Here is a 24,706-nt window from a genome sequence, read left to right as displayed (position 1 = left end):
CCTGACGACGGCCGGTTCACTAGCGTGTGGCGGCATGACCGCACAGGTGCAGGCCGCCTCCTCCGACTCCACTCGTGATCACTGGATGGCCGTGAGGCCGCGGTTGATCCTGGCCAGCGCTTTCATGCTCTTCCTCGAGCTGGCGCTGATCCGGTGGACGGGCTCCAACATCGTGCACCTGAGCTACTTCACCAACTTCGTGCTGCTCGGCTCCTTCCTCGGCATCGGCCTCGGCTTCCTGCGCGTCGGGCGGTCCAGGCGGCAGCCGTACTACTCGCCGGTCGTGCTGGCGGTGCTGGTGCTGGTCGTGCTGATGTTCCCCGTGACGGTGAACAGGGAGACCGAGGGCGTCCTGTACTGGACCAGCCTGGCCACCACAGGACCGCCCGCGTGGGTGATCCTGCCGGTGATCTTCGTCGCCGCCGCGCTGGTGCTCATGGGCCCCGCCGAGCTGGTCGGGCGGTGCTTTCCCGAGCTGCCTCGCCTGGAGGCCTACCGCTACGACCTCATCGGCTCGCTCAGCGGCATCGCGCTGTTCACCGCGCTGTCGTTCCTGAGCGCGCCGCCCGTGGTGTGGGGCGTCCTGGCGGCCGTCGCCTACGGGGTGCTGCTCGTGCCCAGGCCGCGCGTGCCGTATGTGCTGCTGGTGGTGGTGCCCTCGCTGCTGGTCGTCGGGCTGCTGCTGGTCGAGACGCTCACCGCGGGCGCGCTGTGGTCGCCCTACTACAAGGTGACCTACAACGAGCTCGACCGGGCAGGCGTGCGGGTCATGAACATCCAGGTGAACGGCATCCCGCACCAGGAGGCCGTGCCCGCGGCGGCAAGGCTGCAGTGGGAGGCGCAGTACGGCCTGCCGTACGAGAGGGCCGCCGCGCCGCCCAAGGACGTTCTGATCGTCGGCGCGGGCAGCGGCACCGACGTGGCGATCGCGCTGTCCAAGGGCGCGCAGCGGGTGGACGCCGTCGAGATCGACCCCAAGCTGCGCGAGCTGGGCGGCACCTACCACCCCGACCACCCCTACAGCGACCCGCGCGTGACCACCTCCATCACCGACGGCCGTGCCTACCTGGAGCAGACCGACAGGAAGTACGACCTCATCCTCTTCGCCCTTCCCGACTCGCTCACGCTGGTGTCGGGGGCCAGTTCGCTGCGGCTGGAGAGCTACCTGTTCACCGAGGAGGCGATGCGGGCCGCCCGCGAGCACCTGAAGCCCGGCGGGGCGTTCTCGATGTACAACTACTACCGCGAGAGCTGGCTGGTCGACAGGCTCGCCTCGACCATGCAGAACGCCTTCGGGCACAAGCCGTGCGTCGACGTCGTCAGCCAGTCGGGGCAGCAGGCCGTCATCACCGCGGGCCTCACCCCCGACGCCCAGCGCTGCGGTCCGCAGTGGGCGGGCGCGGCGGCGGGCACACCCGTCCCGACCGGCGACGACAGGCCTTTCCTTTACCTGAAGGACTCGACGATCCCCTCGCTGTACATCATCACGCTCGGCCTGATCCTGATCGTCTCGCTCCTCGCGGTGCGCGTGGTCGCGGGGCCGTTCGCCAGGATGCGGCCCTACGCCGACCTCTTCCTGCTGGGCGTGGGCTTCCTGCTGCTGGAGACCAAGAGCGTCACCGGGTTCGCGCTGCTGTTCGGCACCACGTGGGTGGTCAACGCCATCGTCTTCGCCGGGGTGCTGGTGGCCGTGCTCGCGGCCGTCGAGGTGACCCGCCGCTTCCGCACGCCACCCCTGCCGGTGATGTACGGCGTGCTGTTCGCGGGACTGGTGCTGGCGTGGCTGGTGCCCAACACGTGGCTGCTCGGGCTCCCCGTGCCGGTGCGCGTCGTGGCGGCCGTGACAGTGGCCTTCCTGCCGATCTTCGCGGCCAACGTGGTCTTCGCCAAGCGCTTCTCCGAGTCCGCCGACGCGACGACCTCCTTCGGCGCCAACCTGCTCGGCGCGATGGTGGGCGGCTGCCTCGAGTACCTCGCCCTGGTGGTCGGCTACAAGGGCCTGCTGATCGTGGCGGCGGTGCTCTACCTGGGCGCCTTCGCGCTGCTCCCGCGCAGGGCGGTGGCCTGACCGGCAACGAAACCCCGGCGGTGGATCCCGGGGGGCCGATGTGGTTGGCTGCCTTCCCGTGAACAACAACCGCCTGCTCGAGTGCCTGGCCGCCGACTACTCCCTGCTGAGGAAGGCGGCGGCCGCCGGAGACCCCGCCGCCCCCGTGCCGTCCTGCCCCGGATGGAGCGCCGCCGACCTGCTCACCCACATCACCGCCGTCTACATGCACAAGACGGTCACCATGCGCACGGGCTCCTACCCCGACCCGTGGGATCCGGACCTGTCGGGCGAGCCGCTGGCCGTCCTCGACGCGGCGTACGGTGCGCTGACCGCCGAGTTCGCCGCCAGACCGGCCGACTCGCCCGCTCTGACCTGGTACGAACCCGACCAGAGCGTCGGCTTCTGGATCAGGAGAATGGCCCACGAGAGCGTCATCCACCGCGTCGACGCCGAGCTGGCGGCGGGCCTGCCGGTGACGCCGATCCCCGCCGACCTGGCCGCCGACGGCGTGGACGAGGTGCTGACCGCCTTCCTGGCCTACGAGGCGGCGCAGTCGCCCGAGGAGTTCGCGGCGATGGAGGGCGGCCACCTGGCCGGGCCCGAAGGAGAGGAGGCGATCGTCGTGCGGGCGGGGGAGCGCGAGTGGACGGTCCGTCCCTCGCCCACGTCGGTGCGGATCTCCGAGGGCGGCGTCGAGGCGCCCCGCGCGCTGGTCGCGGGTGAGCCCGCCGAGGTGCTGCTGTGGATGTGGGGCAGGGGCGGCGGCGTCGAGGTCGCAGGCGACCCCGCCTGGGCCGCCTACCTGCGCCGTATGCTCGTGCTCGTCACCCGGTAGCCGCTCGGGACCGGGGTCAGAAGCCGCACAGCTCCGACAGGCTCTTGGCCGAGGCGTTGTTGGCGGCCGACTGCCCGTTGCGCGTCGGGGTCTGCGACGGGTTCACCGTACGGCTGGCCGACGGCGTCGCCGTGGGCGAGGACGTGGGCGAGGACGTCGTCCCCGGCGAGGCGGTGACCCCGGCCGCCAGCGCCCGCTTGGCCGGCTTGAGCGAGTCGTTGATCGCCTTGACCGTCGCCCTGCGGATCTTGGGCCAGTCCGGGGAGCCGGTGTAGAACTGCGGGGGCACGAACTGCAGGCTGGTGATGCGGGCGTCCTTCACCTCGAGCGCCAGGTTGGCCAGCGGCTCCAGCAGTTCCTGCGGGATGTTCGTCTGCGCCATCCGCTTGGCAGTCCTGGCGATCTCGCCGAAGTTGGTGAGGATCTTGTCGGGCGTCGCCTGCTGGGCGAAGGCGCCGATGACGCAGCGCTGGCGGCCCATCCGGCCGAAGTCGTCGTCGACGACGCGGGAGCGCCCGTACCACAGCGCCTCCTCGCCTGACAGGCGCTGGAAGCCCGCCTTGATGGTGCCCGCGGTGCCGTAGTGGCCGCCCCACGGGATGTCCTTCTCCACCCGCAGCCTGATGCCGCCGATCGCGTCCACCAGGTCGACGAAGCCGTACATGTTGATCAGCGCGTAGTAGTCGATGCGCAGGCCGAGCGTGTGGCTGATGGCGTCCATCAGCGCCTTGGGGCCCTTGTTCTTGCCCCCCATGATCTGCGGGTTGTCGTTGGCGAACTGCCAGACCTCGTTCAGCAGCCCGCCGTTGGGCAGTTCGGCCATGAAGCCGTTGGGGAAGTGCTTGGCCAGCGGCGAGGAGGGGGGAAAGCGCACGTGCTGCAGGTTGCGGGGCAGGCTGAACAGCACCGTGTTGCCGGTCTTGATGTCGACGCTCGCCACGTTCATGCTGTCGGTCCGCATGCCGGTGCGGTTGCCCGCCGCGTCACCGCCGATGAGCAGGAAGTTGACCCGCTTCTTGCCGTTCCACGGATCGGCCTCCTTGATGGGCTGGATCTCCGGGTCGGACGTCGAGGGGAAGATCGCCTTGACCGTCTCGCGGAAGGTCAGCACGGTGTTGGCCGTCAGCGCGAAGGGCGCCATGACCGACACGCACAGCAGGCCGACCGCGATCCCGGAAATGATCTGGCCCCGGCCGTTGAGACGGTCGGGGCCGAGGGCGATGTAGGAGGTCAGCACGAGCGCGAACCAGCACAGCGCGCCGATCACGGCGGCCGCCGAGACGGTGATCATCGTGCTGTCGCGCGCCGCCGCGCCGTAGTTGCCCACGAAGGACAGGCCGTAGATCAGCCCCACGAGCAGCAGCAGGCCGAAGAGCCCCAGCAGGATGAGTCCGGTACGGCGGCGCCCCGCCCGCAGGTGCGCGGCGCCGGGCACGACGACCGACAGGGCCGTCCAGCCGATGATCGAGCCCGTGGTCATCTTCCTGGCGAACCGGGGCCCGCCGGAGGCTTGCAGCCTGGCCAGGAACGCGGGGGTACGCGGCGCGCGAGGGAGCTTGGGGGCGCGGTTGCTCGGCTGTGTCTCGCGGTCTCTGGTGGGAGTGTCAGAGGCGGCGGCGCGCCGAGGAGCCCGCCGTTTCCTGCCGCGCTCGGCGGCGTCTCCCCCAGGGCGCTTCGACACACCGGCTCCTTCATACGTCGCACCAGGCCAAACCCTGGGGTTTGCCCCCCGTTGGTCACGAGATTGCCAGGATTCTAGCCCCCATATCGGGACATCAATGACAGATGACCAATGTGGGATGAACGCCCCATGAAGCTAGGAGGTCGAGGACGAGGAGGCCAGCCACGTATTGCACTGGTAGGTCATGTTCCTCTCCCATCCCTGGCGGAACCACCGGTTGTTGTTGGTGAGACTGCCGTGGTCGCGGGGGTAGCCAGGGTGGTCGCCCACGCGCGAGTAGAACCAGAACAGGGTGTCGCGACGGCTGGAGTTGATGGGATAGCTGTCGGCGACGGCCCTCATGAACATACCGCCGAAACAGGTCGCCTGGAGCTCCAGTTTTCTGCTCAGTGCCAGCCGCCCGCTCTCGCTGGAGGAGTCGAGGTGCTTGCGCCAGTGCGAGCCGAGGATGCCGGTGATCTGCTGGACGTGGTGACCGTACTCGTGGGCCATCATGCTGATCGTCGCGCCGTGCCAGGCGACGATCTGCCCGTACCCGATGGAGTTGCCGTTGCCCCGCGCGAGCGCGGAGGTGGAGGCGTAGATGGTGTTGTTGCGCGGGCAGTAGTACGGCACCATGCTGCCGGGCGAGGGGTAGTCGCCGCACGCGCCCCTGCCGCGCTTGGCGGCGATCGCGTAGTTGGGCGGGCTCCAGTCGATGCCCTGCTTGCGCAGGATCGGCGCCCATGCCGCGTCCATGCACCTGCCGGTCTTCAGGATGAGCGCCTTCAGCTGGCTGTGGCTGAACAGGCTCGCGTTGCCCGCCCTGCACGTCGTGCGCGGCAGCCTGCCGGCGCGGTAGAGGGTGTTGGCCTGCAGGCTGGTGTTCAGCGTGACCCTGGCGGGCGGCTTGAGCGTCTGCTGCTGCGAGGGGCGGGCGGACGGCTCCCGCGTCGGCCGCTGCGAGGTCTGCCCTGTCGGCCTGTCCGTCGGCTCGATCGGCCCTTCGCTGCGGTCGGGCTCGGGCTCGAAGGTCGGCGGAGTGAACGTCGGGATCGCCACGGGCGAGGTGGTGTCGGTGTGCGAGGCGCTCTTGAAGAGCGCCGCGCCGATCACGAGCAGCACGAAGATCGCAGCGACCGAGCCGAACACCGCCCCGATGATCGCGCCCGCGTTGGACTTGCCGCGCTGGGGCGGCCGCTGCCATGGCCCGCGCGGGCCCTGGGGTGGTCCCCAGCCGGGCCGCGGACCCCCGCCCTGCGGGTGCGGCGGGTAGGGGCCGCCCTGGCCGTGGGGAGGCCCCTGTGGGGGCTGCCCGTACGGCACGCCGTACGGCTGACCCTGGTGCGGGCCCTGAGGCGGGCCCTGGAACGGCGGGCCCTGGGGCGCCGGGCTCTGGTGCGGCGCGTTGGGAGGCCTGCCGTACGGCGGGGCGGGAGCCTGCGGGGGGTAGGGAGCCTGCGGGGGGTAGGGAGCCTGCGGCGCATAGGGGGCGTGCGGGCCCGCCTGTGGCGGCCCGCCGTACGGCGGGCCCTGCGGGGCAGGCGGCTGCGCGGTGGGCTGCGCGGGCGGCTGAGGGGGCGGCGGCCGGTACTGCCGGGTCGCCGGCTCCTGGTAGTGCTGCCCGCCCTGCTGGGGAGGCCACGGGGGAAAGGGCGGCTGCTGGGGTGGGCCTGAACCGGGCTGCCCCTGGGGTCCCGGAGGCGGGGGTGGATACTGCCCGTTGCCTGTCACGCTGTCTCCCCTTGACACGGTTGTCCGACGTGGGAACCGCAGTCCAGACCTTTGCCAAATTTGGGGCAGAAGCATACTGATTTCTCACCCGTCACGGATGTAGCGGTACTCGGTTACAGTCCGAAATCATTCGAGGTGATCTCCGCTATGTCGCCGTCCGAGGAGCGGCCGTTGTCCTAGCTTCAATGTCATGAATCTGCAGCAGCTCCGCTACGTGGTCGCGACTGCGGAGCACCGCACCATGACCGACGCGGCCAGGTCGCTCTACATCGCGCAGCCTGCGCTTTCGCGCGCGATCCGAGACCTGGAGCGCGAGTTGGGCATGACGCTGTTCGCCCGCTCGGGGCGCGGGGTGGTCGTCACCGCGCAGGGCCGCAGGGTCGTCAAACTGGCCAGAGAGGCGCTCGACGCGGTCGGCGAGATCGAGGCCCTGTCGACCCACGGCGGCGCCTCGGAGGCCGAGCTTCGCATCGCCTCCACCGCCAACCTCGAACCAGGCCTGGCAGGCCGGTTGCTCCCCGCCTACGCGGCCGAGCATCCGGGTGTCAGGGTGCACATCATCCGCTGCGACGGCCGCGACGCGGTCGTGAACGCGGTCAGAGACCAGCGGGCCGATCTGGGCCTCACCGACCTGCCGGTGCCCACCGACCTGATCACCCATCCCCTCGAACGCCAGGAGATCGTGCTCATCTCCCCTCCGGGGCTCGATCTGCCCGATCCCGTCCCGATGCGAAGGCTCGACGGGCTGCGTCTGGCCCTGCCCGCCAGAGGCAGCGTCCGCAGGCGGGAACTGGACGCGATGTTCGGCAAGTACGCGGTCAACCCGATCGTCGTGCTGGAGACCGACGAGCGCAACGGCTGGCTCAACGCGGTGCGGGCGGGGCAGGCCTCGCTGCTGTGGTACCGCGGCATGGCCGAGCAGGCGGCCAGGGCGGGGCTCGTGGTGCGCTCGCTCGATCCGGCCGTGCGCCGGGTGATCGCCGTCGTCCACGCCCGCCGCAGGCTTCCCCTGATCGCCCAGGACTTCCTTGCGACGGCGGAGAAGGGCTCCACGGCCGCCTGACCCGCGCCCCGGGGTCGAGAACCACTCTCGTCCCCGGGGCCGGTCGCGGTGGTGGGGCCGACCGGCCGTACGGCTCTGTAGGCTCCGAGGTGATGAGCATCTTGCGCCTGCGCGGCAGGGAGTTCGGCCCGGGGGAGTACGCGGTCATGGCCGTGGTGAACCGTACTCCCGACTCCTTCTTCGACCGGGGAAGGACCTACGGCTTCGGGGCCGCGCTCGAGGCGGTCGCCCAGGCCGTCGAGGGCGGAGCCGACATCGTCGACATCGGCGGCGTCAAGGCGGGCCCCGGCGAGACGGTCGACGCCCACGAGGAGATCAGGCGGGTGGCCGACCTCGTCTCCGCCGTCCGCGAGCGCCACCCCGAGCTGATCATCAGCGTCGACACCTGGCGGGCCGAGGTGGGCGACGTGGTGGCCAAGGCGGGCGCCGACCTGCTCAACGACACGTGGGGCGGCGTCGACCCCGGCCTGGCCGAGGTGGCGGCCAGACACGGGGTGGGGCTTGTCTGCGCGCACGCGGGCAGGGTGGAGCCGCGCACCAGGCCGCACCGTATCGCCTACGCCGACGTGGTCGCCGACGTCGTCTCCTACACCGTGGAGCTGGCCGAGCGGGCGGTCGCGGCCGGGGTGGCGAGGGAGTCGATCCTCATCGACCCTGCGCACGACTTCGGCAAGAACACCTTCCACTCGCTGGAGGTCAGCCGCCGCCTGGACGAGATGACGGCCACCGGCTGGCCGGTGCTGGTGGCCGTGTCGAACAAGGACTTCGTGGGCGAGGCGCTGGGCGGGCTGCCCGTGGAGGAACGGCACGCGGGCACGATCGCCACGCTGGCCGTCTCGGCGTTGCAGGGCGCGCGGGTCTTCAGGGTCCACGACGCCGCCTCGGCCAGGACGGCGCTGGCCGAGGTCACCCGCCTCGCGCGACCCGGCGCCTGAGACCCTCCGCCGCGCTTCGACCGCCGGGAGATCGGGGCGCGGGGTGCTTCAGCGGTCGTCTCGTCGGCCGACGAACGTGGCTCCGATCTCCACCATCCGCTCGACCGCGTAGGCGGGGTCGAGCAACGCCTCGGGGGTGTGGATGCCCGGCGCCACGGCATCGCCGCGCAGACCGAGCAGTCGTTCGACACCGAGGGCGACGCCGAGCGCGGTCAGGGGCCGCTGCCCCTCGGGGTGGACGAGATGTCGGCTCGTGGTGAGCGGTGCGCCCGTGGAACCTGCTCCTTCGAGTTCGATCCGGACCTCCATGGAAGCGGGTTCGCCACGGCGCCTGCTCGGGGACTCCCCGACCGCCAGGTCGAAGCGGACGTTCGGTGCGCCCGTGGCGAGGGCGAGGCTCGGCACGTCGAGGATGGGGATGCTCTGGCCGGGCAGGACGGTGCCGTCGACGCCGGTCACGTCCGCCTGCGCGTCGCGACTGCCGAGCCAGGTGAAGACGCCGTCACGGCGCACGAGTCCCGCCGAGGTGACGGCCGACCAGCGCTCCAGATCCGCTATCCCCGCGGGCCCGCCGATGTCCGTTTCGTCGAGTATGGCGCCGATCCTGATGGTGTCGATCCGGTCGAACTCCCGGGCCGAGTCCAGTGCCGCGAGGACGACGAGACCGGCGAGATAGTGGCTGGCCACCAGGATCGGTGCCCCGCCTGCCCGCTGGGCGCCCACGACGACCTCCGGTGCGATGTCCATCAGACCGCTGGAGATGCTGAGGTACGGCAACCCGCGGTGCTGCGCGTAGCGCAGCCCGTGCAGCCGGGAGTCCCACACAGCCGCGACCACCGCTGAGTGGCGCTGGTCGGCCGGCAGGCCGAGATCGCTCCGCTCCAGGTCGATGGTCACGGCCGTCGCGGTACCGAGCTCGTCGGCGACCCGCTGCGCGCGACCGAGATCGCGACCCGCGATCGTCAGCGGCAGTGCCGGATGCCATTGGCGCAGGAGGGCGGCGGCTCCCGCGCCCGCCTGGCCCGAACCGCCCATGACCAGGACGGATGTCGAATGCTCCACTGTGGTTCCTCTCGTTTCCGGTCAACCTACATTTTGTAACTTACACTTTGTAGCTAAACTGGGGCGATAGCGCAAGGGAGGACGATGACCACACCAACGAGTCGCCTGTCCAAGCAGGCCAGGCGGGAGCAGTTGCTCGACACCGCCATGACGATGGTGCGCGACCAGGGCGCAGACGGTCTGACGCTGGCGACCCTCGCTGAGGCCGCGGGCGTGAGCAGGCCGATCGTGTACGACCATTTCGGCACCCGGCCCGGCCTGCTGCTCGCGCTCTACCGGCGACTGGACGAGCGACACCGGGACGCGTCGGCGCGGGCGTTGCGGGAGGCCGCGCCCGCCGTCGAGGAGATCGCCCATGCCATGAGCGCCGCATACTTCGCCTGTGCCACCGACATGCCGGAGTTCAACGCCGTGTCCGCCGCGCTGAAGGGGAATCCGGAGATGGAGGAGATCCAGCACCAGATGCTCGACAGCTTCAGGGACTGGCTGGCCGCCGCACTGCTGTCCCACTCGCGCCTGACGTCCGAGGCGCTTCGGCTGCGCTGCGTCGGCGTGCTGGGCGCGGCCGAGACGATCGCCGCGGAGCTGAACAGGGGGCAGACGACCGCGGCGGAGGCGGTCACGGCGCTGTCCGACCTGATCGTCGGAAGTGTCGGCGCCAGGACCGATCGCTGATACCGCGGCGGCCGTGATGGTTCGGAGACGGCGGGTGGGGTCTACGGCGATCGGCCGGCCGCGCGGGACGGGCGGTGCGCTTCCTGGGGAGAGTCCTCAGGTGTAGATCATCGACAGGAAGCGCACCAGGATCTCCTCTCGCTTCGGGGCCGGCAGCGCGTCCAGGATGGTGTTCACCACCGCCATCTCCGGCTGCCCGCCGCCCGTCAGGTCCACCCCTACCGACGAGGCCAGCGAGGCGAAGGCCGTGTCGTCGAGTGAGTCGAGCTCCAGCGTCTCCACCAGCTCCACCAGCCCTTCGGGCACCTCCACGGGCCCGCGCTCCCTGGCGGCGGCGGCCGACTCGGCGATCACCGACAGCAGCTCCTCCACCCCCGCCAGCGTGACCCCCGTGACCGTGATGTGCAGGTTGGCGGGGATCCCCGCGTACGACAGCTGCGGCTGGACGAACCACCCGCGCCGCCGCGCCTCGTCCGAGAGCACGAACACGTCGATGCCCGAGGAGGGCGAGGCGCCGAAGGCGATCAGCGACGAGGTGGGCGAGCCCAGCACCCGAAGGCCGGGGACCTCGGCCAGGCCCTCGCGCAGCCGTAGCGCGGCTTTCAGGGTGGAGCGGCCCAGCTCCAGATAGCCCTCCCTGCCCAGCGCCCGCATCGTGGCCCACGCCCCGCCCAGCGGCCCCGCCGACTTCGAGCTCTGCACGGTGGCGTTGATGACCGTGTACCCGGGCCATGCGGCGGAGGCGAAGTACGCCTTGCGGCGCATGGCGGGGTCGGCGAACAGCACGACGGAGGCGCCCTTCGGCGCGTAGCCGAACTTGTGCAGGTCGCAGGAGAGCGAGGTGACCCCCGGCACCGACAGGTCGAAGGGCGGCACGGGCGCGCCCGCCTCGCGCAGCCAGGGCAGCAGCCATCCGCCCACGCAGGCGTCCACGTGACAAGGCACCCCGCGCGCGGCGGCCAGCGCCGCGACCTCCTCGATCGGGTCGATCACGCCCTGGGGATAGGAAGGCGCCGACACCACCACCATGATCGTGGATGGGGTGATCGCCGCGGCCACGTCGTCGGGCGAGACCTGGTAGGTCTCCATCGAGACCGGCACCTGGATCACCGACACGCCGAGATAGTGCGCGGCCTTGTGGAAGGCGGGGTGCGCGGTGACCGGCACGACCATCGAAGGTCGCGCCACGTCCAGGGAGTCGCGCGCCGCCTTCACCGCCAGCATGATCGACTCGGTGCCGCCGCTGGTGAAGATGCCGTGGCCGCCGCCGAGCACGTCCGCGACCTGCCCGACGACCTCCTTCTCCATCGCCACCACGCTCGGGAACGCGGTCGGATCGAGGGTGTTGGTCTCCAGCATCTCGAAGTAGACCCTGGCCGCCGCCTCGTGCACCTCGGGCCTGCCGGTGTCGTAGACGTAGGCCGTCACCTTCCCCCCTCGCACGGGCAGGTCGTCGGCCCGCAGGCGGGACACGGCCTCAAGCAGCTCCGACACGTTCACGCGACTCCTTGGCGTACCAGATGATCAACGGCAGGCTGGCGAACATGAGCGCGGCGGGCAGCGCGGTGAATCCCAGCGTCAGGCCCGTCAGCGCGGCGGCGGGCTGGGCCGCCGACCCTTCCAGAGAGACGAACCCGCTGACCGCCAGCACCAGCGCGAACAGTCCTGGGCCGACCGCCATCCCCGCGGTCTCGCCCGCGGTCCACAGGCCGGTGAAGGCGCCCGCCTGCGCGTGCCCCGTGCGGGCGGTGTCGGCGTGCACGGTGTCGGGCAGCAGCGACAGCGGCAGTAATTGCAGCCCCGCGTAGCAGACCCCCGCCAGCGCGGTCAGCGCCAGCACCGCGGCCACGCTGCGCGCGGAGAGCGCCGCGACCAGCGCCAGCGCCACCAGCCCGAACCCGGCCGCCGCCGCCAGGTAGGCGCGGACCATGCCCCTGGTGCGTCCGAGCCAGGCCCACACCGGTACGGCCAGCATGCTCGGCCCCACCATCCCGACGAACATCGCCGAGGTCAGCCCGTAGTCGCCGAGCCGGTGCGCGGCGACGTAGGGCGCGCCCGCCAGCATCACCGCCACCCCGAGCGCCTGCACGACGAAGGCCGACAGCAGCGCGAAGAAGGCCCTGTTGCCGCGCGCGACCCTGAAGGCCGCCACCAGGCCGAGCGGAGCGGGCCCCGGGCTCGACCGCACCCAGCGCGTGGCGAAGGTGGCCGCCAGCAGCGCCGCCGCCATCACCGCGCCGATCGCGACGCCCATGACGGCGTAACCGGCCGCCTGGGCGAGCGCGGGGGCGAGCCCGCCCGCGACCAGGATGCCGACGGTCAGGCAGACCACCCGCCACGACATGATCCGGGTCCGCTCGGCGGGCGAGGCCGACATCTCGGCGGGCAGCGCCACGTACGGCACCTGGAAGCAGGCGAACGCCGACGCCGCGAGGATGAAGGCCACTGCCACCAGCGGCGCGCCAGGCGCGGCGAAGGTCGCGGCGAAGGCCACGGGCAGGGTCACCGAGCCGAGCAGCAGCAGCCTGAAGCGGCTGCCGGTGCGCACGGCCTCGCGGTCGCTCGCCGCCCCCACGACGGGGTTGAGCAGCACGTCCCAGACCTTCGGCGCCACCAGGACGGCTCCGGCCAGACCCGCGGCCACGCCGAGCACGTCGGTCAGGTAGTAGAGCAGCAGCAGCCCGGGCACCGCGGAGAACACACCGGTCCCCACGGAGCCGACGCCGTAGCCGAGCAGTCGTCGCCTCGAAAGGGTCACGGAGGATCCCCCGGCAGGCCCAGCGTGCGGTGCAGCATCAGGTGCAGGTGGGCGCGGAAGCGCCGCAGCGCCGCGCGGTCGCCGGCGGTCCTGCGGCGGCCGTCCTGGTCGAGGATGCCGCCCTTGGCGAAGCCGTGCACGCACCAGACGACCGACCACACCACCATCTCGTTGTCGCCGCCGCCGATGTCCTTGACGAGGGAGACCAGCGGGCTGACGTACCTGCGTTCCAGGTCGGTGATGTCGCCGGCGTCGGACAGCCAGCGGTGCATCCACAGCGCCGGCACCTCGGGGTTGTCCACGCAGAAGTCGAGGTAGCGGTCGGCCAGCTGGTGGACCCTGCTGACGGGGTCGGCGCCCTCGGTCTCGGCGATGGCCCGCTCGAGGGCGCCGCGCTCGGCCTGGTGGGCGCGCTCCATGACGGCGAGGTACAGCTCGCGCTTGCCGCCGACGTGGTAGTTGACCGTCGCGATGTTGAGGCCCGCGGCCTCGGCGATCTGCCGGGTGGAGGTGCCGTCGTACCCGAGGGCGGCGAACAGCTGGGTGGCCACCTTGAGGATGGCCTCGGCCTGGCTCATGACGGGAAGATAGTTCCGGTGAGGGGTCCCGGTCAATCGCTTGATGGAAGCCCTTGGCGCGCGCAGGTCAGCAGGTGGAGCTGCGCGAGTCCGATGCAGGCCTCAGGCGGCGGGTGGCAGCCTGACCACCGCGCGCAGGCCGGGAGCGGCGTCCTCCAGGTGGACGGTGCCGCCGTGCGCCCTGACCGTCTCGCGCACGATCGCCAGGCCCAGGCCCGCGCCGCCCTCGTCCCTGCCGCGGCCGTCGTCGAGCCTGGTGAAGCGGTTGAAGACGCGCTCCCTGTCCTGCTCGGGGATGCCGGGCCCGTCGTCGGACACGGTGAGCTCGCCGTCGGCCCTCAGCGCCACCTCGACCTTGCCGGTGGCGTGCCGTACGGCGTTGTCCATGAGGTTGGTCAGGACCCTGCTCAGGTCCAGGGCGTCGCCGCGCACCACGACGGGCTCGCAGGCGGTCAGGCGGGCCTCGCCGTACCTCTCGACCACCTGCCTGACCACCTCCTCCAGGTTGACGGGCTCGTTCCTGGCCAGCCTGCCGCCGCGCTCGTCCAGCCTGGCCAGCGCCAGCAGGTCCTCGGCCAGGCGCGACAGCCGCAGGGTGTCCTCGAGCACGCCCTCGGCCGTCTCGCGCCAGTCCTGGCCCTCCGGATGGCCGAGCGCCACCTCGAGCTGCAGCCTGATGCTGGCCAGCGGGCTGCGCAGCTCGTGCGCGGCGTCGGAGACGAGCGCCCGCTGGCGCGACTCGGCTCCCTCCAGCCGGGCCAGCATGTCGTTGAGCGTGACCGCCAGCGAGTGCACCTCGTCGCGCGCCTCCGGCACGGGCAGCCGCCTGGACCTGGCCGTGTGGGTGATCTCGGCGGCCCCCTTGCGCAGCGCGGCGATCGGACGCAGCGTCCTGCCGATGATCAGCCAGCTCGCCCCCGCCAGGAAGGCCACCAGCAGCGGCGTGCCCACGAACAGCACCCTGCCGGCGACGATGAGGCTCTTCTCGATCTCGGCCACAGGGCGCGCCGCCAGCACGGTGATCCCGTCGTCCCCGCTGACCACCACGACGCGCAGCGGCCCGGGGATGCCGTAGGGCTCACCGTCGCGGAACCAGGAGTTCTCGTGGCTCTGCGCCCGCCTCCTGTCGTGGGCGGGCAGCAGCGGCACCAGGCGGTCGGCGCCGTACGTGCCGTGCGTGATCCTGCCGTTCGCCGCGATGACCTGCACGATCGTGCCGTCCTGCGTGGTGATCGGGTCGGTCAGCGTGCCGCTGTCGGCCTGCGCCCTGACCGCCTGCGCGTGCTGCCTGGTGGTCTCGTCGACGGTGTCCATCAGCGACCTGCCCAGCACCATCATCAGCGTCGAGGCCGAGACCGCGAACGCCAGCACCAGCGCGACGGCCGCCAGGGCGGTCAGCCTGAAGCGCAGGCTCCTGCGCCTCCATCTGGCGAGGGGGGAGTCAGCCACCGTCGCCGGCCAGCCGGTACCCGGCGCCGCGCACGGTCTGCAGCGCGTTCCTGCCGAACGGGGCGTCGATCTTGCGGCGCAGGTAGCCGACGTAGACCTCGACCACGTTCGGGTCGGTGTCGAAGGTGTCCCAGACGTGCTCCAGGATCTCCGTCTTCGACACCACCTCGTCGTGGCGGCGCATCAGGTACTCCAGCAGCGCGAACTCCCGTGGCGTCAGCTCCACCGACTCCTCGGCGCGCTGCACCTTGCGCCTGGCCGGGTCCAGCGACAGATCGCCCGCCGTCAGCACCGCAGGACGGCGGCCCGCGTCACGCCGCAGCAGCGCCCGCAGCCTGGCCACCAGCACGACGTAGGAGAACGGCTTGGTGAGGTAGTCGTCGGCGCCGAGGTCGAGACCGTCGGCCATGTCGTACTCGCCGTCCTTGGCCGACAGCATCAGGATCGGCACCCAGTTCTCCTCCGCGCGCAGTCGCTTGCACACGTTGTAGCCCGACAGCCTGGGCAGCATGATGTCCAGCACGACCACGTCGTAGTCGCCCTGCCTGGCCAGGTGCAGGCCCTCCTCGCCGTCGTGGGCCAGATCCACGGCGAACCCCTCGGCCTGCAGCCCCCGCTGGAGGGCCGCCGCCATCCGCCGCTCGTCCTCGACGACCAGAACTCTCATAGGCCACATAGTGCACCATCAGCGCTGAGAGCCCTCTCAGCTCGTCTCAGGGTCGCCACAGGACACTTCACGCACTGTTGAGAGGTAAGCAATACCGTGAAGGAGTGAGATGTCCAGAGGCAAGCTCGTGAGGTGGGGAGTCCCGATGGCGGCCGTGGCCGTCATCGGCGCCGCGATAGGCGCGGGGCCGGTGATCGCCGCGGTCAGCGGAGACCCGGTCCTGCCGGAGCGCTCGGCCCAGCAGCTGCTGGCGGAGGCGGCGGCAGCGGTGCAGAAGGACGGACTGCCCCCGATGTCGGGGACCGTCCTGGAAACCGCCTCCCTCGGCCTTCCCGCCCTCCCGCAGACCGCGTCGGCAGGATCCCCGATCGCCCTGCTGTCCGGATCCCATGAGGCCAAGGTCTGGTACGGCTCGCGCGACCAGTTCAGGCTGGCCGTCCCCGGGCCGATGAACGAGACCAACGTCATCGTGAACGGCGACCAGACCTGGGTGTGGGACAGCCAGTCCAACACCGCCACCCGTGTCAAGCTCGCGCCCGGCGCCGAGAAGACGCACACCGCGCCGCCGACCGGGCCCTCGATGACCCCGCAGCAGGCCGCCGAGCAGCTGCTGTCCAAGGTCGGCGAGCACAGCGTGGTCAGCGTCACCAGCAACACCCAGGTCGCCGGCCGCCCGGCCTACGAGCTGGTGCTGGCGCCCAAGGAGGCGGGCTCGCTGGTGCAGGACGTACGGCTGGCGCTCGACGGCGAGACCTACGTCCCCCTGAGGGTCCAGGTGTACGCCAAGGGCTCGGCCGAGCCCGCCTTCGAGGTCGGCTTCACCCAGGTCACCTTCTCGGCTCCGGCGCCGGAGAACTTCGCCTTCACCCCGCCCGCGGGGGCCAAGGTCGAGGAGAAGACGCTCGGCATCTCGAAGGACGAGGAGAAGCGCGACTTCGCCGAGGGAGAGGTGAAGACCGTCGGCGCCGGCTGGACCACGGTCGCGGTCCTGCCCACGCCCAAGACCCCCGCGGCTCCCACCCAGGGACAGAGCGAGGGGCAGGGCCAGGAAGCCGCCGCCGCGCTCGACACCGTCCTGCGCTCGGCCACCCCGGTGAGCGGTGCGTGGGGCAGCGGCAAGCTGATCAAAACCAAGCTGGTCAGCGCGCTGTTCACCGACGACGGCCGCCTCCTGGTCGGCGCGGTCACCCCCGAGGAGCTCACGAAGGCGGCAGGCGCCAAGTGAGTGTGACGCTGGAAGCAGGGGCGCCCTCAGGGGCGTCCCCGCCCGCGGGGGACGACGCGATCGTCACCGAGGGGCTCACCAAACGCTTCAAGGGGGGTCAGGTCGCGGTCGACGCCCTCGACCTGGCCGTGCCGCGAGGCTCGGTCTACGGCTTCCTCGGCCCCAACGGGTCGGGCAAGACCACCACCATCCGCATGCTGCTCGGCCTGGTCACGCCCACCTCGGGCAGCTACTCGGTGGTGCCGCTGCCCAGAGTCGGCGCGCTGGTCGAGGGGCCCGCCTTCTACCCCTACCTGTCGGGTGAGGCCAACCTGATGCGCTACGACGCGGCCGATCCCACGGCGCCGCGCCGTACGGCCAGGACAAGGGTCGCGGCGGCGCTCGACAGGGTCGGGCTGTCGGCCGCCGCGGCCAAGCGCTACCGGCACTACTCGCTCGGCATGCGCCAGCGCCTGGCCATCGCCGCCGCCCTGCTCGGCCCGCGCGAGCTGCTCATCCTCGACGAGCCGACCAACGGACTCGACCCGCAGGGCACCAGGGAGGTGCGCTCGCTGGTGAAGGAGATCGCCGCCGACGGCACCACCGTGTTCGTCTCCTCGCACCTGCTGGGCGAGGTCGAGCACATGTGCACGCACGCGGCCATCATGCGAGCCGGCAGGCTGGTCGCGCAGGGGACCATCGCCTCGCTGAACGGCGGTCGCGCCCCGCGCGTCAGGGTCGAGACGCCCGACGGGGCCGACGCGGCCAGGGTCCTGCGCGGGCTCGGCCTGTCGGGCGTCGCGCACGAAGGCCAGGAGGTGAGCGCCGACCTCGGCGGGCACGCCACCGAACGGCTCAACGCCTCGCTGGTCGAGGCGGGCGTGGCGGTCAGGGGCCTGTCGGTCGTACGGCCGAGCCTGGAAGAGGTGTTCGTCGGGCTGACCGGGGAGGGTTTCGATGTCGAAGGTTGAGCCTGAGGTGCGCGACGTGGAGGCGGGCGACCCGCCGCGCGGAGGCGGGGCGAGGCGGATTCCGGGGCTGGTGCCGGTGGCCGAGTCAAGGCTCACCGCCGAGGTCGGGCCGCGCGCCGACCTGCCGGGCCGGATCGCCCCGCAAGGACCGCCGGCCCTGTCGGTCCCGCCGCAGGACGGCGGGGCGGGACCGGTCAGCGCCTTCCTGCGCATGCTCGGCTCGGAGCTGAGCCTGACCTTCCGCAGGCCGCGCAACCTGGCCATGCTCGCCGTCCTCGCGGTCGTTCCCGTCATTCTCGGCGTGGTGCTGCGCCTCGTGGGCGACGAGCTGTCCGACGGACCCGGCGGTCTGCTCCAGCAGGTCACGGGCAACGGCTTCTTCCTGAGTTTCATCTCGCTGTCGGCGCTGGTACCGCTGCTCATGCCGGTCGCCGTCGCCGTCGTGGCCGCCGACTCGGTGGCGGGTGAGGCGAGCGCCGGCACGCTGCGCTACCTGCTGGCCGCTCCCGCCGGCCGGACGAGGCTGCTGGCGGTGAAGTACGTCAACGCCGTGCTGTTCTGCCTGGCCGTCGCCTCGGCCGTGTCGCTGGCCGCGCTGGTCACCGGCCTGATCCTGTTCCCCGCAGGGCCTGTCACGCTGCTGTCAGGCGTGGCGATCCCGCTCGGCGACGCCCTGCTGCGGATGCTGATCGTCATCGGCTACGTGACGGCGGGCATGGCCGCGCTGGCCGCCGTCGCGCTGGCGCTGTCGACGCTGACCGAGGCGCCGATCGGCGCGATCGCCGCCACCGTGGTGCTGGTCATCTCCACCCAGGTGCTCAGGGTGATCCCCCAGCTCGACGTGCTGCAGCCGTATCTGCTGCCCAACTGGTGGGGCGACTTCGACGCCGTGCTGCGCGACCCCATCGCCTTCGACGACCTGAGCTCGGGGCTGCTGGCCTTCGGCGCCTACATCCTGCTGTTCGGTTCCATCGCCTGGGCCCGCTTCACCAGCAAGGACATCACCTCCTGAGGCCGCCGCGCCGCGACCGCCCACGGGGATCCCCGGCTTCACGGCCTCACGCGGCCGTGGGCCGGGGTTTCCTGGTTCGTGAGCCGTCTTCGCGCGCCTCGGGGGGCCCATGCGTTCACGGGCCCCCCGCAGGACGTCAGGCCGAGCGGCGGCGCAGGCCCATGAAGCCGATCACCACGCCGATGACGCCGACGACCAGCCCGGCCCCGCCCAGCAGCCTGGCGGTGCCGTCGGAGGACGAGCCCGACGCCGCCACCGGCGTCACCGAGGGAACGCCTCCCGTGCCGGCCGGGGTGGCCTCGCCACTCGCGGCGGACGGCGACGCGGAGGCCGTGCCGTGCGCACCGTCGCCCGAGGCGGGTGTGAGCTTGAGCAGCGGGGCGGGCTTCTCCGCCTCACTGCCGTCGGCCTTGGGCTCGTCGTCCCACTGCACGACCTCGCCGCCCGAGTAGGTCTGGGTGGTGGGGAAGAGCAGCTGCGTGGTGTCGGTCGGCAGCTGGCCCATCGACACCTCGAACTCCTGGAACTGGCCCGGCTTGATCTCCCCGCCCGACCAGACGACCTTGGTGACCGCCTCGGTCAGGTCGCCGTACTCGGTCTTCACCGGCTTGGGCAGCTTGCCCTCGGTGACCTTGACCTCCCAGCCCGGCACCGGCTTCACCGAGACGAAGGCCAGCGGGTGGTCGACGGGAAAGGAGACCTCGATCTTGGTGGTCGAGGCGTTGTCGCGCTCGTTCGGCACGCGGAAGGCGACCTTGGTGAACCCGCCCTGCTCGGCGCTGCCCGGGTTGATGGTGACGTGGGCGAAGGCGGGGATCGCCAGGCCGAGGGAGAGGGCGATGGCGGCGGCGAGCACGCCGGCCGTACGACGGAAGGAGGACATGCGGAGACTCCACTTGAAGGACGAAGGAAGGGAAGAGGCGTCAGACAGCGGGAAGTGGAGGACCGCGTCTGCTGACGATGTGGCGCAGGACGGCGCGGCGGCCTGCGACGCGCGGGATCACGCGGACCGGCGCCTGCAGGATCGAGATCGTGGTGGGCGCGGGGAGCAGGCCGACCAGCCGGTGGCCGAGGCGGCGCAGCAGCGACCAGAGCGCGGCCTCGCCGCGCGCCAGCCACCAGCCGGTGATCAGCGTCGCCGTCAGGTGGGCGAGCAGCATGCCCAGATCTTCACCGAGCCTGGGGCCGAGGCCGGAACCGAGCGCTGAGCCCAGGCCGGCCCCGTGCCCATGGGCGAGAGTGAGGACCGCCCCGCCGCCTTCGGGGGCGAACAGCTCGTGCAGCCCCGCCTGCAGGCCCAGAAGCGTGAGGTTGATCGTCGAGGTCGAGCGCTCCCTGCCCGACAGCGCGAGCGCGAGCGCCATGACCGTGCCGCCGCCCAGCCCGAGCGCCCACATCGGGGGCCCGTCACCGCCCGCCACCACGTGACCGAGGGCGGCCAGCAGCACGCAGACGGCCGAGAAAGCGGCCGCTCGCGTGAGCCGGAGTGGAAGGTTGGCGCGCATGAGTGCCCACATGTTCTCACGGCCCCACACGGCTGTGTGGACGGGAATGGTTCATGCCCGCGACGTGCGTGGTCCCCGAAGCCACGCTGAACACGCTCGTGGTGGGTGTCCTCAGTGCGTCCGCTGCCTGCCCGCCAGACAGGTGGACGAGACGCGGGCTCGGGCGTTTATCAATTTACGCATGAGTCGTTGACTGCCTGGAAGAAGTGTCTGCTTTGTGGCTAGGGTCAGGGCTGAGGTGAGGAATTTGCGGCATTTCGCTGGATTGCTTCTCGGCGTGATCGTGACCGGCGCCCTGCTGGTCGGGGGCGGCTGGGCAGCCCAGCAGGCGCTGACCGTCGCGCCGGGGACGGCCGTGCCCGTGACGGGTACGCGCCTGTGGATCGCCCTCGCCGCCATGGCGGTGGTCGGGCTGGTGGTCGGGCTGGTGGTGGTGGGCAGGGTCTCGCCGCTGGCCACGTTCGTGCCGTCGATGGTCCTGCTGGCCTGGACGGTCGTCTACGCCCTCGACGTGAACAGGGCGCTGTCGTTCATCCCCGACGAGCCCTCGATGCACCAGGTGGTGCTGGAGGCGGGCGCGGGCAACAGAACGCTGCTGACCACGGGCGTCTACGCCCTGCTCGGCGTGCTGATGTTCCTGCCCGTCCTGATGCCCTCCCGCTGGTCGCGCAGGCACGACGACCTGGACGACGACTACGAGGAGGCCCAGGAGGGCAGTTACTACTGACCCGCGCGGGTGTAGAGCCTGGTCACCACCTCCTCGATCGTCTCCTCCGGTGAGGTGGCCATCAGCTGCTCGAGCGAGCCGTCGAAGGCCAGCCGCCCGTGGTCGATGACCATCACCCGCCTGCACAGCCGTTCGATGTCACCCAGGTCGTGCGTCGTGAGCAGGACGGTGGTGCCGCGCTCGGCGTTCACTCGCAGGAGGAACGCGCGGATGCTGTTCTTGCTGATCACGTCGAGCCCGATCGTCGGCTCGTCGAGCACGAGCACGTCGGGCGCGTGCAGCAGCGCGGCCGTCAGATCTCCGCGCATGCGCTGGCCCAGGCTGAGCTGGCGCACCGGCGTGCGCAGGAACTCCGCCAGGTCGAGCGTCTCCACCAGTTCGTCGAGCCGTTCGCGGAACGCCTTGCGATCTACTTTGTAAAGGAGCCGGATCAGTTCGAAGCTGTCCTTGAGCGGCAGGTCCCACCACAGCGTCGTGCGCTGCCCGAACACCACGCCGATCCTCCTGGCCAGCGTCGTGCGCCTCCTCGAGGGGTCGAGCCCCGCCACGCGCACCCGCCCCGAGGTGGGCGTGAGGATGCCGCAGAGCATCTTGATCGTGGTCGACTTGCCCGCGCCGTTCGGGCCGAGGTAGCCGACGAACTCTCCCGGCTCGACCCGGAACGACAGATCCTGTACGGCGTGCACCACCGCGCGCTTGACCTTGAACGAGCGTCCCGCCCGGTCCAGTTCGATCATTGCTAACTCCCCGTCGATCGGTAGCGGCGAACGCCCTGGCGCCAGGCGAAGGCGGCAAGGAGCGCGAGAAGGAGGGCGGCGACAGGCCCGGCGAAGCGCAGGAACTCGGGCGTGCCGAACGGGTCGTCCCTGCCCAGGACGTACAGGCCCGGTTGCCAGTTGATGAAGGCGAGCGGCAGCACGTAGGTGACCCCTCGCACCAGGTCGCGGCCGTAGACGCTGAACGGGTACTGGCTGAGCTGGCCGCCGCCGTAGGTGAAGGCGTTGCACACCTCGGGCGCGTCGGTGAGCACGAACTGCAGCGCTCCCGCCAGGGTCCAGAGCGAGGCGAAGATGACCATGGCGGTGGCGATCATGACGGGGACCATCCAGACGCGCTGCCACGGTACGTCGAGTTCGGCCATCGCCACGCCCAGCACGATCACGGCCTGGAGCACCCGCCCGATCCTGGTGGGGGTGAACCTTTCGACGGTGGTCTGCACCCAGGTGGAGGCGGGCCTGATGAGGAAGGCGTCGAAGGTTCCGGCCTTGATGTGGTGGCTGATCCTGTCGATGTTGCCGACGCACATGTCCACGGAGGAGAAGGCGATGTTGGCCGCGCCGTACAGGAAGAGGACCTCGGGGCGGGTGAACCCGGCCAGGGAGGTGGTGTTGGCGAAGACGACGAGGATCACTCCGACGTCCACGGCCGCCAGCGCGAAGCCGAAAACGACCATGAGTGCGAAGGAGGCGGGATAGGCCGCCGCCGCGCGGGTCCAGGTCCAGGCGAGCAGGGCGTAGGTCCTAACCACCCTGGATCACCACCTTGTGCCTGATCGCCTGGGTGGCGAGCGCGCCGAGCCCGAGCAGGACGGCCGCCCACAGCGCCTGGAAGGCGAGCGCGTCGGCGACGTGGGCCTTGCCGAGGTAGACGTCGGCAGGCACCTGCACCATCGCGGCCCAGGGGAGCGCGGAGGCGAGGTCGCCGAGCCAGCCGGGGAAGATCGACAGTGGCACCATCAGGCCGCTGAAGAAGGTCGTCAGCACCAGCGACACGGTGGCGATGCCCCTGTCGTCGGTCAGCCAGCACACCGACAGCGCCACGAGGTAGCGCCAGGCGAAGCTGACCACGACGGCGAGCAGGAAGCTGGTCAGGAAGGCGGCCCACTGCCCCGCGCCCGTGGGGAGGACGATGCCGAACGTCAGCGCGCCGAGGATCGTCGGCGGGATGCCGCGCACGAGGAACAGATAGGCGGCCCTGCCCAGGTCCTCGGCGAGGGACCAGGCCTGGAGGGAGGCGGGGCGGACGAGGTCGAGGGCGATGTCGCCGCTGCGGATGCGTTCGGGGATGGTCAGGCCGCCGCCGAACAGCTGCATCGGGCCGATGAAGGCCTGGGTGATGAAGCAGAAGGTGACGGCGTCGATCACGTCGTAGCCGGCCAGACCGGGTCTGGCCTGCCAGAGGGCGATCAGGACGTAGGCGCGCAGGATGCCGAAGACGCTGTTGGTGAACGCTCCGGCCACCGCGGCCCATACATAGGTGGCGTGTTTGCGGAAGCCGTACCGGACGAGCCGGGCGTAGAGGGGAATGGTGCGTCACCTCCGGTGAGTGATGGCATGGCTACAACCCGTGACTGACTCGCGGCACGGGTGGTGGAGCGGTAATTATCGGCTCAAGGATCACTGGTCGGCAAGGCGATAGACCGTGCGCGGACCTGACCGGGTGTCGTCGATCGCCGTCGCCGTACTGCCGGGCTCGGCCGTCGCTGAGGCCGGTCGCCACCCCGCCGGCGCGCTCGGGCCGGCACGCCCGTGGCCCGCCGGTCCTCGCCGGCCGCGGGAAGGGCCCTGTCGAAGCATGCGTGAAGAGCGGCGATGTCAGGGCAGAGGACCGGGACGGCGTCGCAGGGTTTCCCGCCTAGCGCGACGGCGGTGGCCCTCGACGGCGGAATCGCCGGGCGCGCCGACGGCCGGGACGCGATGGTTCGGTTCGATCCCGGCTTCCATGGCAGGAGCGCCCTGGAGGGAAGGATCTCACGGCACCATCGACATATACCGAAAATATAGGAGTTGCTTACTTGCCGGTAGAACGATCCTCTAGAGGGAATTCTTCAGTTGTGCGGTCTGAGATCGACCTGGACGTCTGTCCCGACTATCCGTTCAGCTGGCAGTGCAGGGCGCTCAACGGCGTGCTCCGCGGCACGCTGAAGCCGGCCTCCAGCCTGCTTCTGCGCCACCCCCTGGCCATTACGGCCTGCTCCAGGCTCGGCGAGATCATCAGGCTCGTCCCCATGCGCCAGCCGGGGCACGTGAGCATCGTTCCTCATCGCTCGGGCGAGTGGGTCCGCGCCGGCCACGGGCTCGACGAGCGCAAGGCGCTGCTCTACTTCCACGGCGGCGGGTACTTCAGCGGATCGCCCGCCACCCACCGGCCGATCACCTGGCGGCTGTCGGTGGTCGCGCGGCGGCCCGTCTTCGCCCTCGACTACCGGCAGGGCCCGATCCACTCGCTCGCCGAGTCGCTGCAGGACGCCCTCGACGCCTACGGGGAGCTGATCGAGCGCGGTCACGAGCCGGGCGACATCCTGTTCGCGGGCGACTCGGCGGGCGGCCACCTCACGCTGGCGACCCTGCTCGCGCTGCGCGACAGGAACCTTCCGCTGCCGGCCGCCGCCATCTGCCTGTCACCGTGGGCCGACCTGAGCGACACCCCGCGCAGGGCCAACCGCTGGATGGATCCGATGCTGCCCGCAGGCAGGGTGGAGTGGCTGGCCAAGCGGTGGACCTCTGGCCTGGACCCGCGCGATCCGCTCGTCTCGCCCGTCTACGGCGACTACACGGGGCTGCCGCCGCTGATGATCGTCACAGGCTCCACCGAGGTGCTGCGCGACGAGGACCGCAGGGTGGCCCTGCGCGCCCGTGAGGCGGGTGTCCCCGTGACCTACGAGGAGTGGCCGAGGATGCCGCACGTCTTCGCGATCCTGGCCGATCTCCTGCCGGAGGCGCGCCTGGTCTACCGGCACATGGCCCGCTTTCTGGCCGCGGTCGAGAACCCAGGGGCGGAATCTTCGCTCGCCGCGTGACGTTCCAGTTGTAGGTTAGGCA

General features: G+C 71.2%; 22 protein-coding genes and 1 pseudogene. 10 read left to right on the top strand and 13 right to left on the bottom strand.

Annotated elements, in window-relative coordinates; translation table 11 throughout:
- Nucleotides 1-34: 34 nt before the first annotated feature.
- Entirely contained in the window at nucleotides 35-2,068 is a 2,034-nt protein-coding gene (locus ABFX55_RS22240; protein WP_346123868.1) for a spermidine synthase, read from the top strand.
- A gap of 58 nt (nucleotides 2,069-2,126) precedes the next feature.
- The gene (locus ABFX55_RS22235) at nucleotides 2,127-2,885 is read left to right on the top strand and encodes a maleylpyruvate isomerase family mycothiol-dependent enzyme (protein ID WP_346123866.1); all 759 of its coding nucleotides are present in this window, start codon (nucleotides 2,127-2,129) and stop codon (nucleotides 2,883-2,885) included.
- Between the two features lie 16 nt (nucleotides 2,886-2,901).
- On the opposite strand, the gene ABFX55_RS22230 is transcribed toward ABFX55_RS22235, so the two are convergent.
- Entirely contained in the window at nucleotides 2,902-4,566 is a 1,665-nt protein-coding gene (locus tag ABFX55_RS22230) for an LCP family protein (RefSeq protein WP_346123864.1), read from the bottom strand.
- Nucleotides 4,567-4,701: 135 nt separating this feature from the next.
- Nucleotides 4,702-6,279, bottom strand: coding sequence for a neutral zinc metallopeptidase (locus ABFX55_RS22225; RefSeq protein ID WP_346123862.1), 1,578 nt, complete (start codon nucleotides 6,277-6,279; stop codon nucleotides 4,702-4,704).
- 190 nt (nucleotides 6,280-6,469) lie between these two features.
- Between ABFX55_RS22225 and ABFX55_RS22220 the strand changes: the two genes are divergently transcribed.
- Both ABFX55_RS22220 and folP read left to right on the top strand, forming a co-directional pair.
- The gene (locus ABFX55_RS22220) at nucleotides 6,470-7,342 is read left to right on the top strand and encodes a LysR family transcriptional regulator (RefSeq protein WP_183645595.1); all 873 of its coding nucleotides are present in this window, start codon (nucleotides 6,470-6,472) and stop codon (nucleotides 7,340-7,342) included.
- A 92-nt stretch (nucleotides 7,343-7,434) separates the two neighbouring features.
- The gene (gene folP / locus ABFX55_RS22215) at nucleotides 7,435-8,277 is read left to right on the top strand and encodes a dihydropteroate synthase (RefSeq protein ID WP_346123860.1); all 843 of its coding nucleotides are present in this window, start codon (nucleotides 7,435-7,437) and stop codon (nucleotides 8,275-8,277) included.
- A gap of 48 nt (nucleotides 8,278-8,325) precedes the next feature.
- Here the strand turns inward: folP and ABFX55_RS22210 are convergent, their stop codons facing one another.
- Nucleotides 8,326-9,339, bottom strand: coding sequence for a saccharopine dehydrogenase family protein (locus tag ABFX55_RS22210; protein WP_346123859.1), 1,014 nt, complete (start codon nucleotides 9,337-9,339; stop codon nucleotides 8,326-8,328).
- Between the two features lie 84 nt (nucleotides 9,340-9,423).
- On the opposite strand from ABFX55_RS22210, the gene ABFX55_RS22205 reads away from it, so the two are divergent.
- Nucleotides 9,424-10,014 (top strand): TetR/AcrR family transcriptional regulator, encoded by a 591-nt coding sequence (locus ABFX55_RS22205; protein ID WP_346123857.1) that lies wholly within the window; start codon nucleotides 9,424-9,426, stop codon nucleotides 10,012-10,014.
- Between the two features lie 96 nt (nucleotides 10,015-10,110).
- Here the strand turns inward: ABFX55_RS22205 and ABFX55_RS22200 are convergent, their stop codons facing one another.
- From ABFX55_RS22200 to ABFX55_RS22180, 5 genes are all read right to left on the bottom strand, one after another.
- Nucleotides 10,111-11,508, bottom strand: coding sequence for a pyridoxal phosphate-dependent decarboxylase family protein (locus ABFX55_RS22200; protein ID WP_346123855.1), 1,398 nt, complete (start codon nucleotides 11,506-11,508; stop codon nucleotides 10,111-10,113).
- Nucleotides 11,492-12,772, bottom strand: a complete 1,281-nt coding sequence (locus ABFX55_RS22195; RefSeq protein WP_346123854.1) for an MFS transporter — start codon at nucleotides 12,770-12,772, stop codon at nucleotides 11,492-11,494. Before ABFX55_RS22195 ends, ABFX55_RS22200 begins: the two co-directional genes overlap by 17 nt.
- Nucleotides 12,769-13,350 carry a TetR/AcrR family transcriptional regulator gene (locus ABFX55_RS22190; protein ID WP_346123852.1) on the bottom strand — a complete coding sequence of 194 codons (582 nt, stop codon included), beginning with the start codon at nucleotides 13,348-13,350 and terminating at the stop codon, nucleotides 12,769-12,771. The genes ABFX55_RS22195 and ABFX55_RS22190 overlap by 4 nt, the downstream gene beginning before the upstream one ends.
- 102 nt (nucleotides 13,351-13,452) lie before the next feature.
- A complete protein-coding gene (locus tag ABFX55_RS22185; RefSeq protein ID WP_346123850.1) occupies nucleotides 13,453-14,799 on the bottom strand; it encodes a sensor histidine kinase in 1,347 nt (448 codons plus the stop codon).
- Nucleotides 14,792-15,466 carry a response regulator transcription factor gene (locus ABFX55_RS22180; RefSeq protein WP_183645591.1) on the bottom strand — a complete coding sequence of 225 codons (675 nt, stop codon included), beginning with the start codon at nucleotides 15,464-15,466 and terminating at the stop codon, nucleotides 14,792-14,794. The genes ABFX55_RS22185 and ABFX55_RS22180 overlap by 8 nt, the downstream gene beginning before the upstream one ends.
- 109 nt (nucleotides 15,467-15,575) lie before the next feature.
- Here ABFX55_RS22180 and ABFX55_RS22175 point away from each other — a divergent pair, with 109 nt between their 5' ends.
- The 3 genes from ABFX55_RS22175 to ABFX55_RS22165 are packed head-to-tail and all read left to right on the top strand — an operon-like array spanning nucleotide 15,576 to nucleotide 18,653.
- Entirely contained in the window at nucleotides 15,576-16,691 is a 1,116-nt protein-coding gene (locus ABFX55_RS22175; protein ID WP_346123848.1) for a LolA family protein, read from the top strand.
- Nucleotides 16,688-17,641, top strand: coding sequence for an ABC transporter ATP-binding protein (locus tag ABFX55_RS22170; protein WP_346123846.1), 954 nt, complete (start codon nucleotides 16,688-16,690; stop codon nucleotides 17,639-17,641). Before ABFX55_RS22175 ends, ABFX55_RS22170 begins: the two co-directional genes overlap by 4 nt.
- A complete protein-coding gene (locus tag ABFX55_RS22165) occupies nucleotides 17,628-18,653 on the top strand; it encodes an ABC transporter permease subunit (protein WP_346123845.1) in 1,026 nt (341 codons plus the stop codon). The genes ABFX55_RS22170 and ABFX55_RS22165 overlap by 14 nt, the downstream gene beginning before the upstream one ends.
- 136 nt (nucleotides 18,654-18,789) lie before the next feature.
- Here the strand turns inward: ABFX55_RS22165 and ABFX55_RS22160 are convergent, their stop codons facing one another.
- Nucleotides 18,790-19,536 carry a YcnI family copper-binding membrane protein gene (locus ABFX55_RS22160; protein WP_346123844.1) on the bottom strand — a complete coding sequence of 249 codons (747 nt, stop codon included), beginning with the start codon at nucleotides 19,534-19,536 and terminating at the stop codon, nucleotides 18,790-18,792.
- Between the two features lie 40 nt (nucleotides 19,537-19,576).
- On the bottom strand, nucleotides 19,577-20,158 hold the full coding sequence (locus tag ABFX55_RS22155) for an MFS transporter (RefSeq protein WP_346123842.1): 582 nt from the start codon (nucleotides 20,156-20,158) through the stop codon (nucleotides 19,577-19,579).
- Between the two features lie 247 nt (nucleotides 20,159-20,405).
- Here ABFX55_RS22155 and ABFX55_RS22150 point away from each other — a divergent pair, with 247 nt between their 5' ends.
- Nucleotides 20,406-20,885: a hypothetical protein gene (locus ABFX55_RS22150; protein ID WP_346123840.1), complete on the top strand. Its 480-nt coding sequence runs from the start codon at nucleotides 20,406-20,408 to the stop codon at nucleotides 20,883-20,885.
- Between the two features lie 47 nt (nucleotides 20,886-20,932).
- Here the strand turns inward: ABFX55_RS22150 and ABFX55_RS22145 are convergent.
- From ABFX55_RS22145 to ABFX55_RS22135, 3 genes and pseudogenes are all read right to left on the bottom strand, one after another.
- Nucleotides 20,933-21,622 (bottom strand): annotated as a pseudogene (locus ABFX55_RS22145) (ABC transporter ATP-binding protein); the annotation flags it as partial.
- A 2-nt stretch (nucleotides 21,623-21,624) separates the two neighbouring features.
- Nucleotides 21,625-22,413 (bottom strand): ABC transporter permease, encoded by a 789-nt coding sequence (locus tag ABFX55_RS22140; RefSeq protein WP_346123836.1) that lies wholly within the window; start codon nucleotides 22,411-22,413, stop codon nucleotides 21,625-21,627.
- The gene (locus ABFX55_RS22135) at nucleotides 22,406-23,125 is read right to left on the bottom strand and encodes an ABC transporter permease (RefSeq protein WP_346123834.1); all 720 of its coding nucleotides are present in this window, start codon (nucleotides 23,123-23,125) and stop codon (nucleotides 22,406-22,408) included. Before ABFX55_RS22135 ends, ABFX55_RS22140 begins: the two co-directional genes overlap by 8 nt.
- A gap of 593 nt (nucleotides 23,126-23,718) precedes the next feature.
- Between ABFX55_RS22135 and ABFX55_RS22130 the strand changes: the two genes are divergently transcribed.
- Nucleotides 23,719-24,684: an alpha/beta hydrolase gene (locus ABFX55_RS22130; RefSeq protein WP_346123832.1), complete on the top strand. Its 966-nt coding sequence runs from the start codon at nucleotides 23,719-23,721 to the stop codon at nucleotides 24,682-24,684.
- The last annotated feature ends 22 nt before the right edge of the window (nucleotides 24,685-24,706 follow it).

It is taken from the genome of Nonomuraea roseola, from assembly GCF_039535395.1.
Classification (GTDB): domain Bacteria; phylum Actinomycetota; class Actinomycetes; order Streptosporangiales; family Streptosporangiaceae; genus Nonomuraea; species Nonomuraea roseola.
This window is presented reverse-complemented; position numbering and strand designations above follow the sequence as displayed.

Excerpts from the sequence above, each read along its gene's own strand:
- ABFX55_RS22165 (WP_346123845.1), top strand. The coding sequence starts at position 17,628 with ATGTCGAAGGTTGAGCCTGAGGTGCGCGACGTGGAGGCGGGCGACCCG.
- ABFX55_RS22155 (WP_346123842.1), bottom strand. The coding sequence starts at position 20,158 with ATGCGCGCCAACCTTCCACTCCGGCTCACGCGAGCGGCCGCTTTCTCG.
- ABFX55_RS22205 (WP_346123857.1), top strand. The coding sequence starts at position 9,424 with ATGACCACACCAACGAGTCGCCTGTCCAAGCAGGCCAGGCGGGAGCAG.
- ABFX55_RS22160 (WP_346123844.1), bottom strand. The coding sequence starts at position 19,536 with ATGTCCTCCTTCCGTCGTACGGCCGGCGTGCTCGCCGCCGCCATCGCC.
- ABFX55_RS22190 (WP_346123852.1), bottom strand. The coding sequence starts at position 13,350 with ATGAGCCAGGCCGAGGCCATCCTCAAGGTGGCCACCCAGCTGTTCGCC.
- ABFX55_RS22175 (WP_346123848.1), top strand. The coding sequence starts at position 15,576 with ATGTCCAGAGGCAAGCTCGTGAGGTGGGGAGTCCCGATGGCGGCCGTG.
- ABFX55_RS22220 (WP_183645595.1), top strand. The coding sequence starts at position 6,470 with ATGAATCTGCAGCAGCTCCGCTACGTGGTCGCGACTGCGGAGCACCGC.
- folP (WP_346123860.1), top strand. The coding sequence starts at position 7,435 with ATGAGCATCTTGCGCCTGCGCGGCAGGGAGTTCGGCCCGGGGGAGTAC.
- ABFX55_RS22180 (WP_183645591.1), bottom strand. The coding sequence starts at position 15,466 with ATGAGAGTTCTGGTCGTCGAGGACGAGCGGCGGATGGCGGCGGCCCTC.
- ABFX55_RS22240 (WP_346123868.1), top strand. The coding sequence starts at position 35 with ATGACCGCACAGGTGCAGGCCGCCTCCTCCGACTCCACTCGTGATCAC.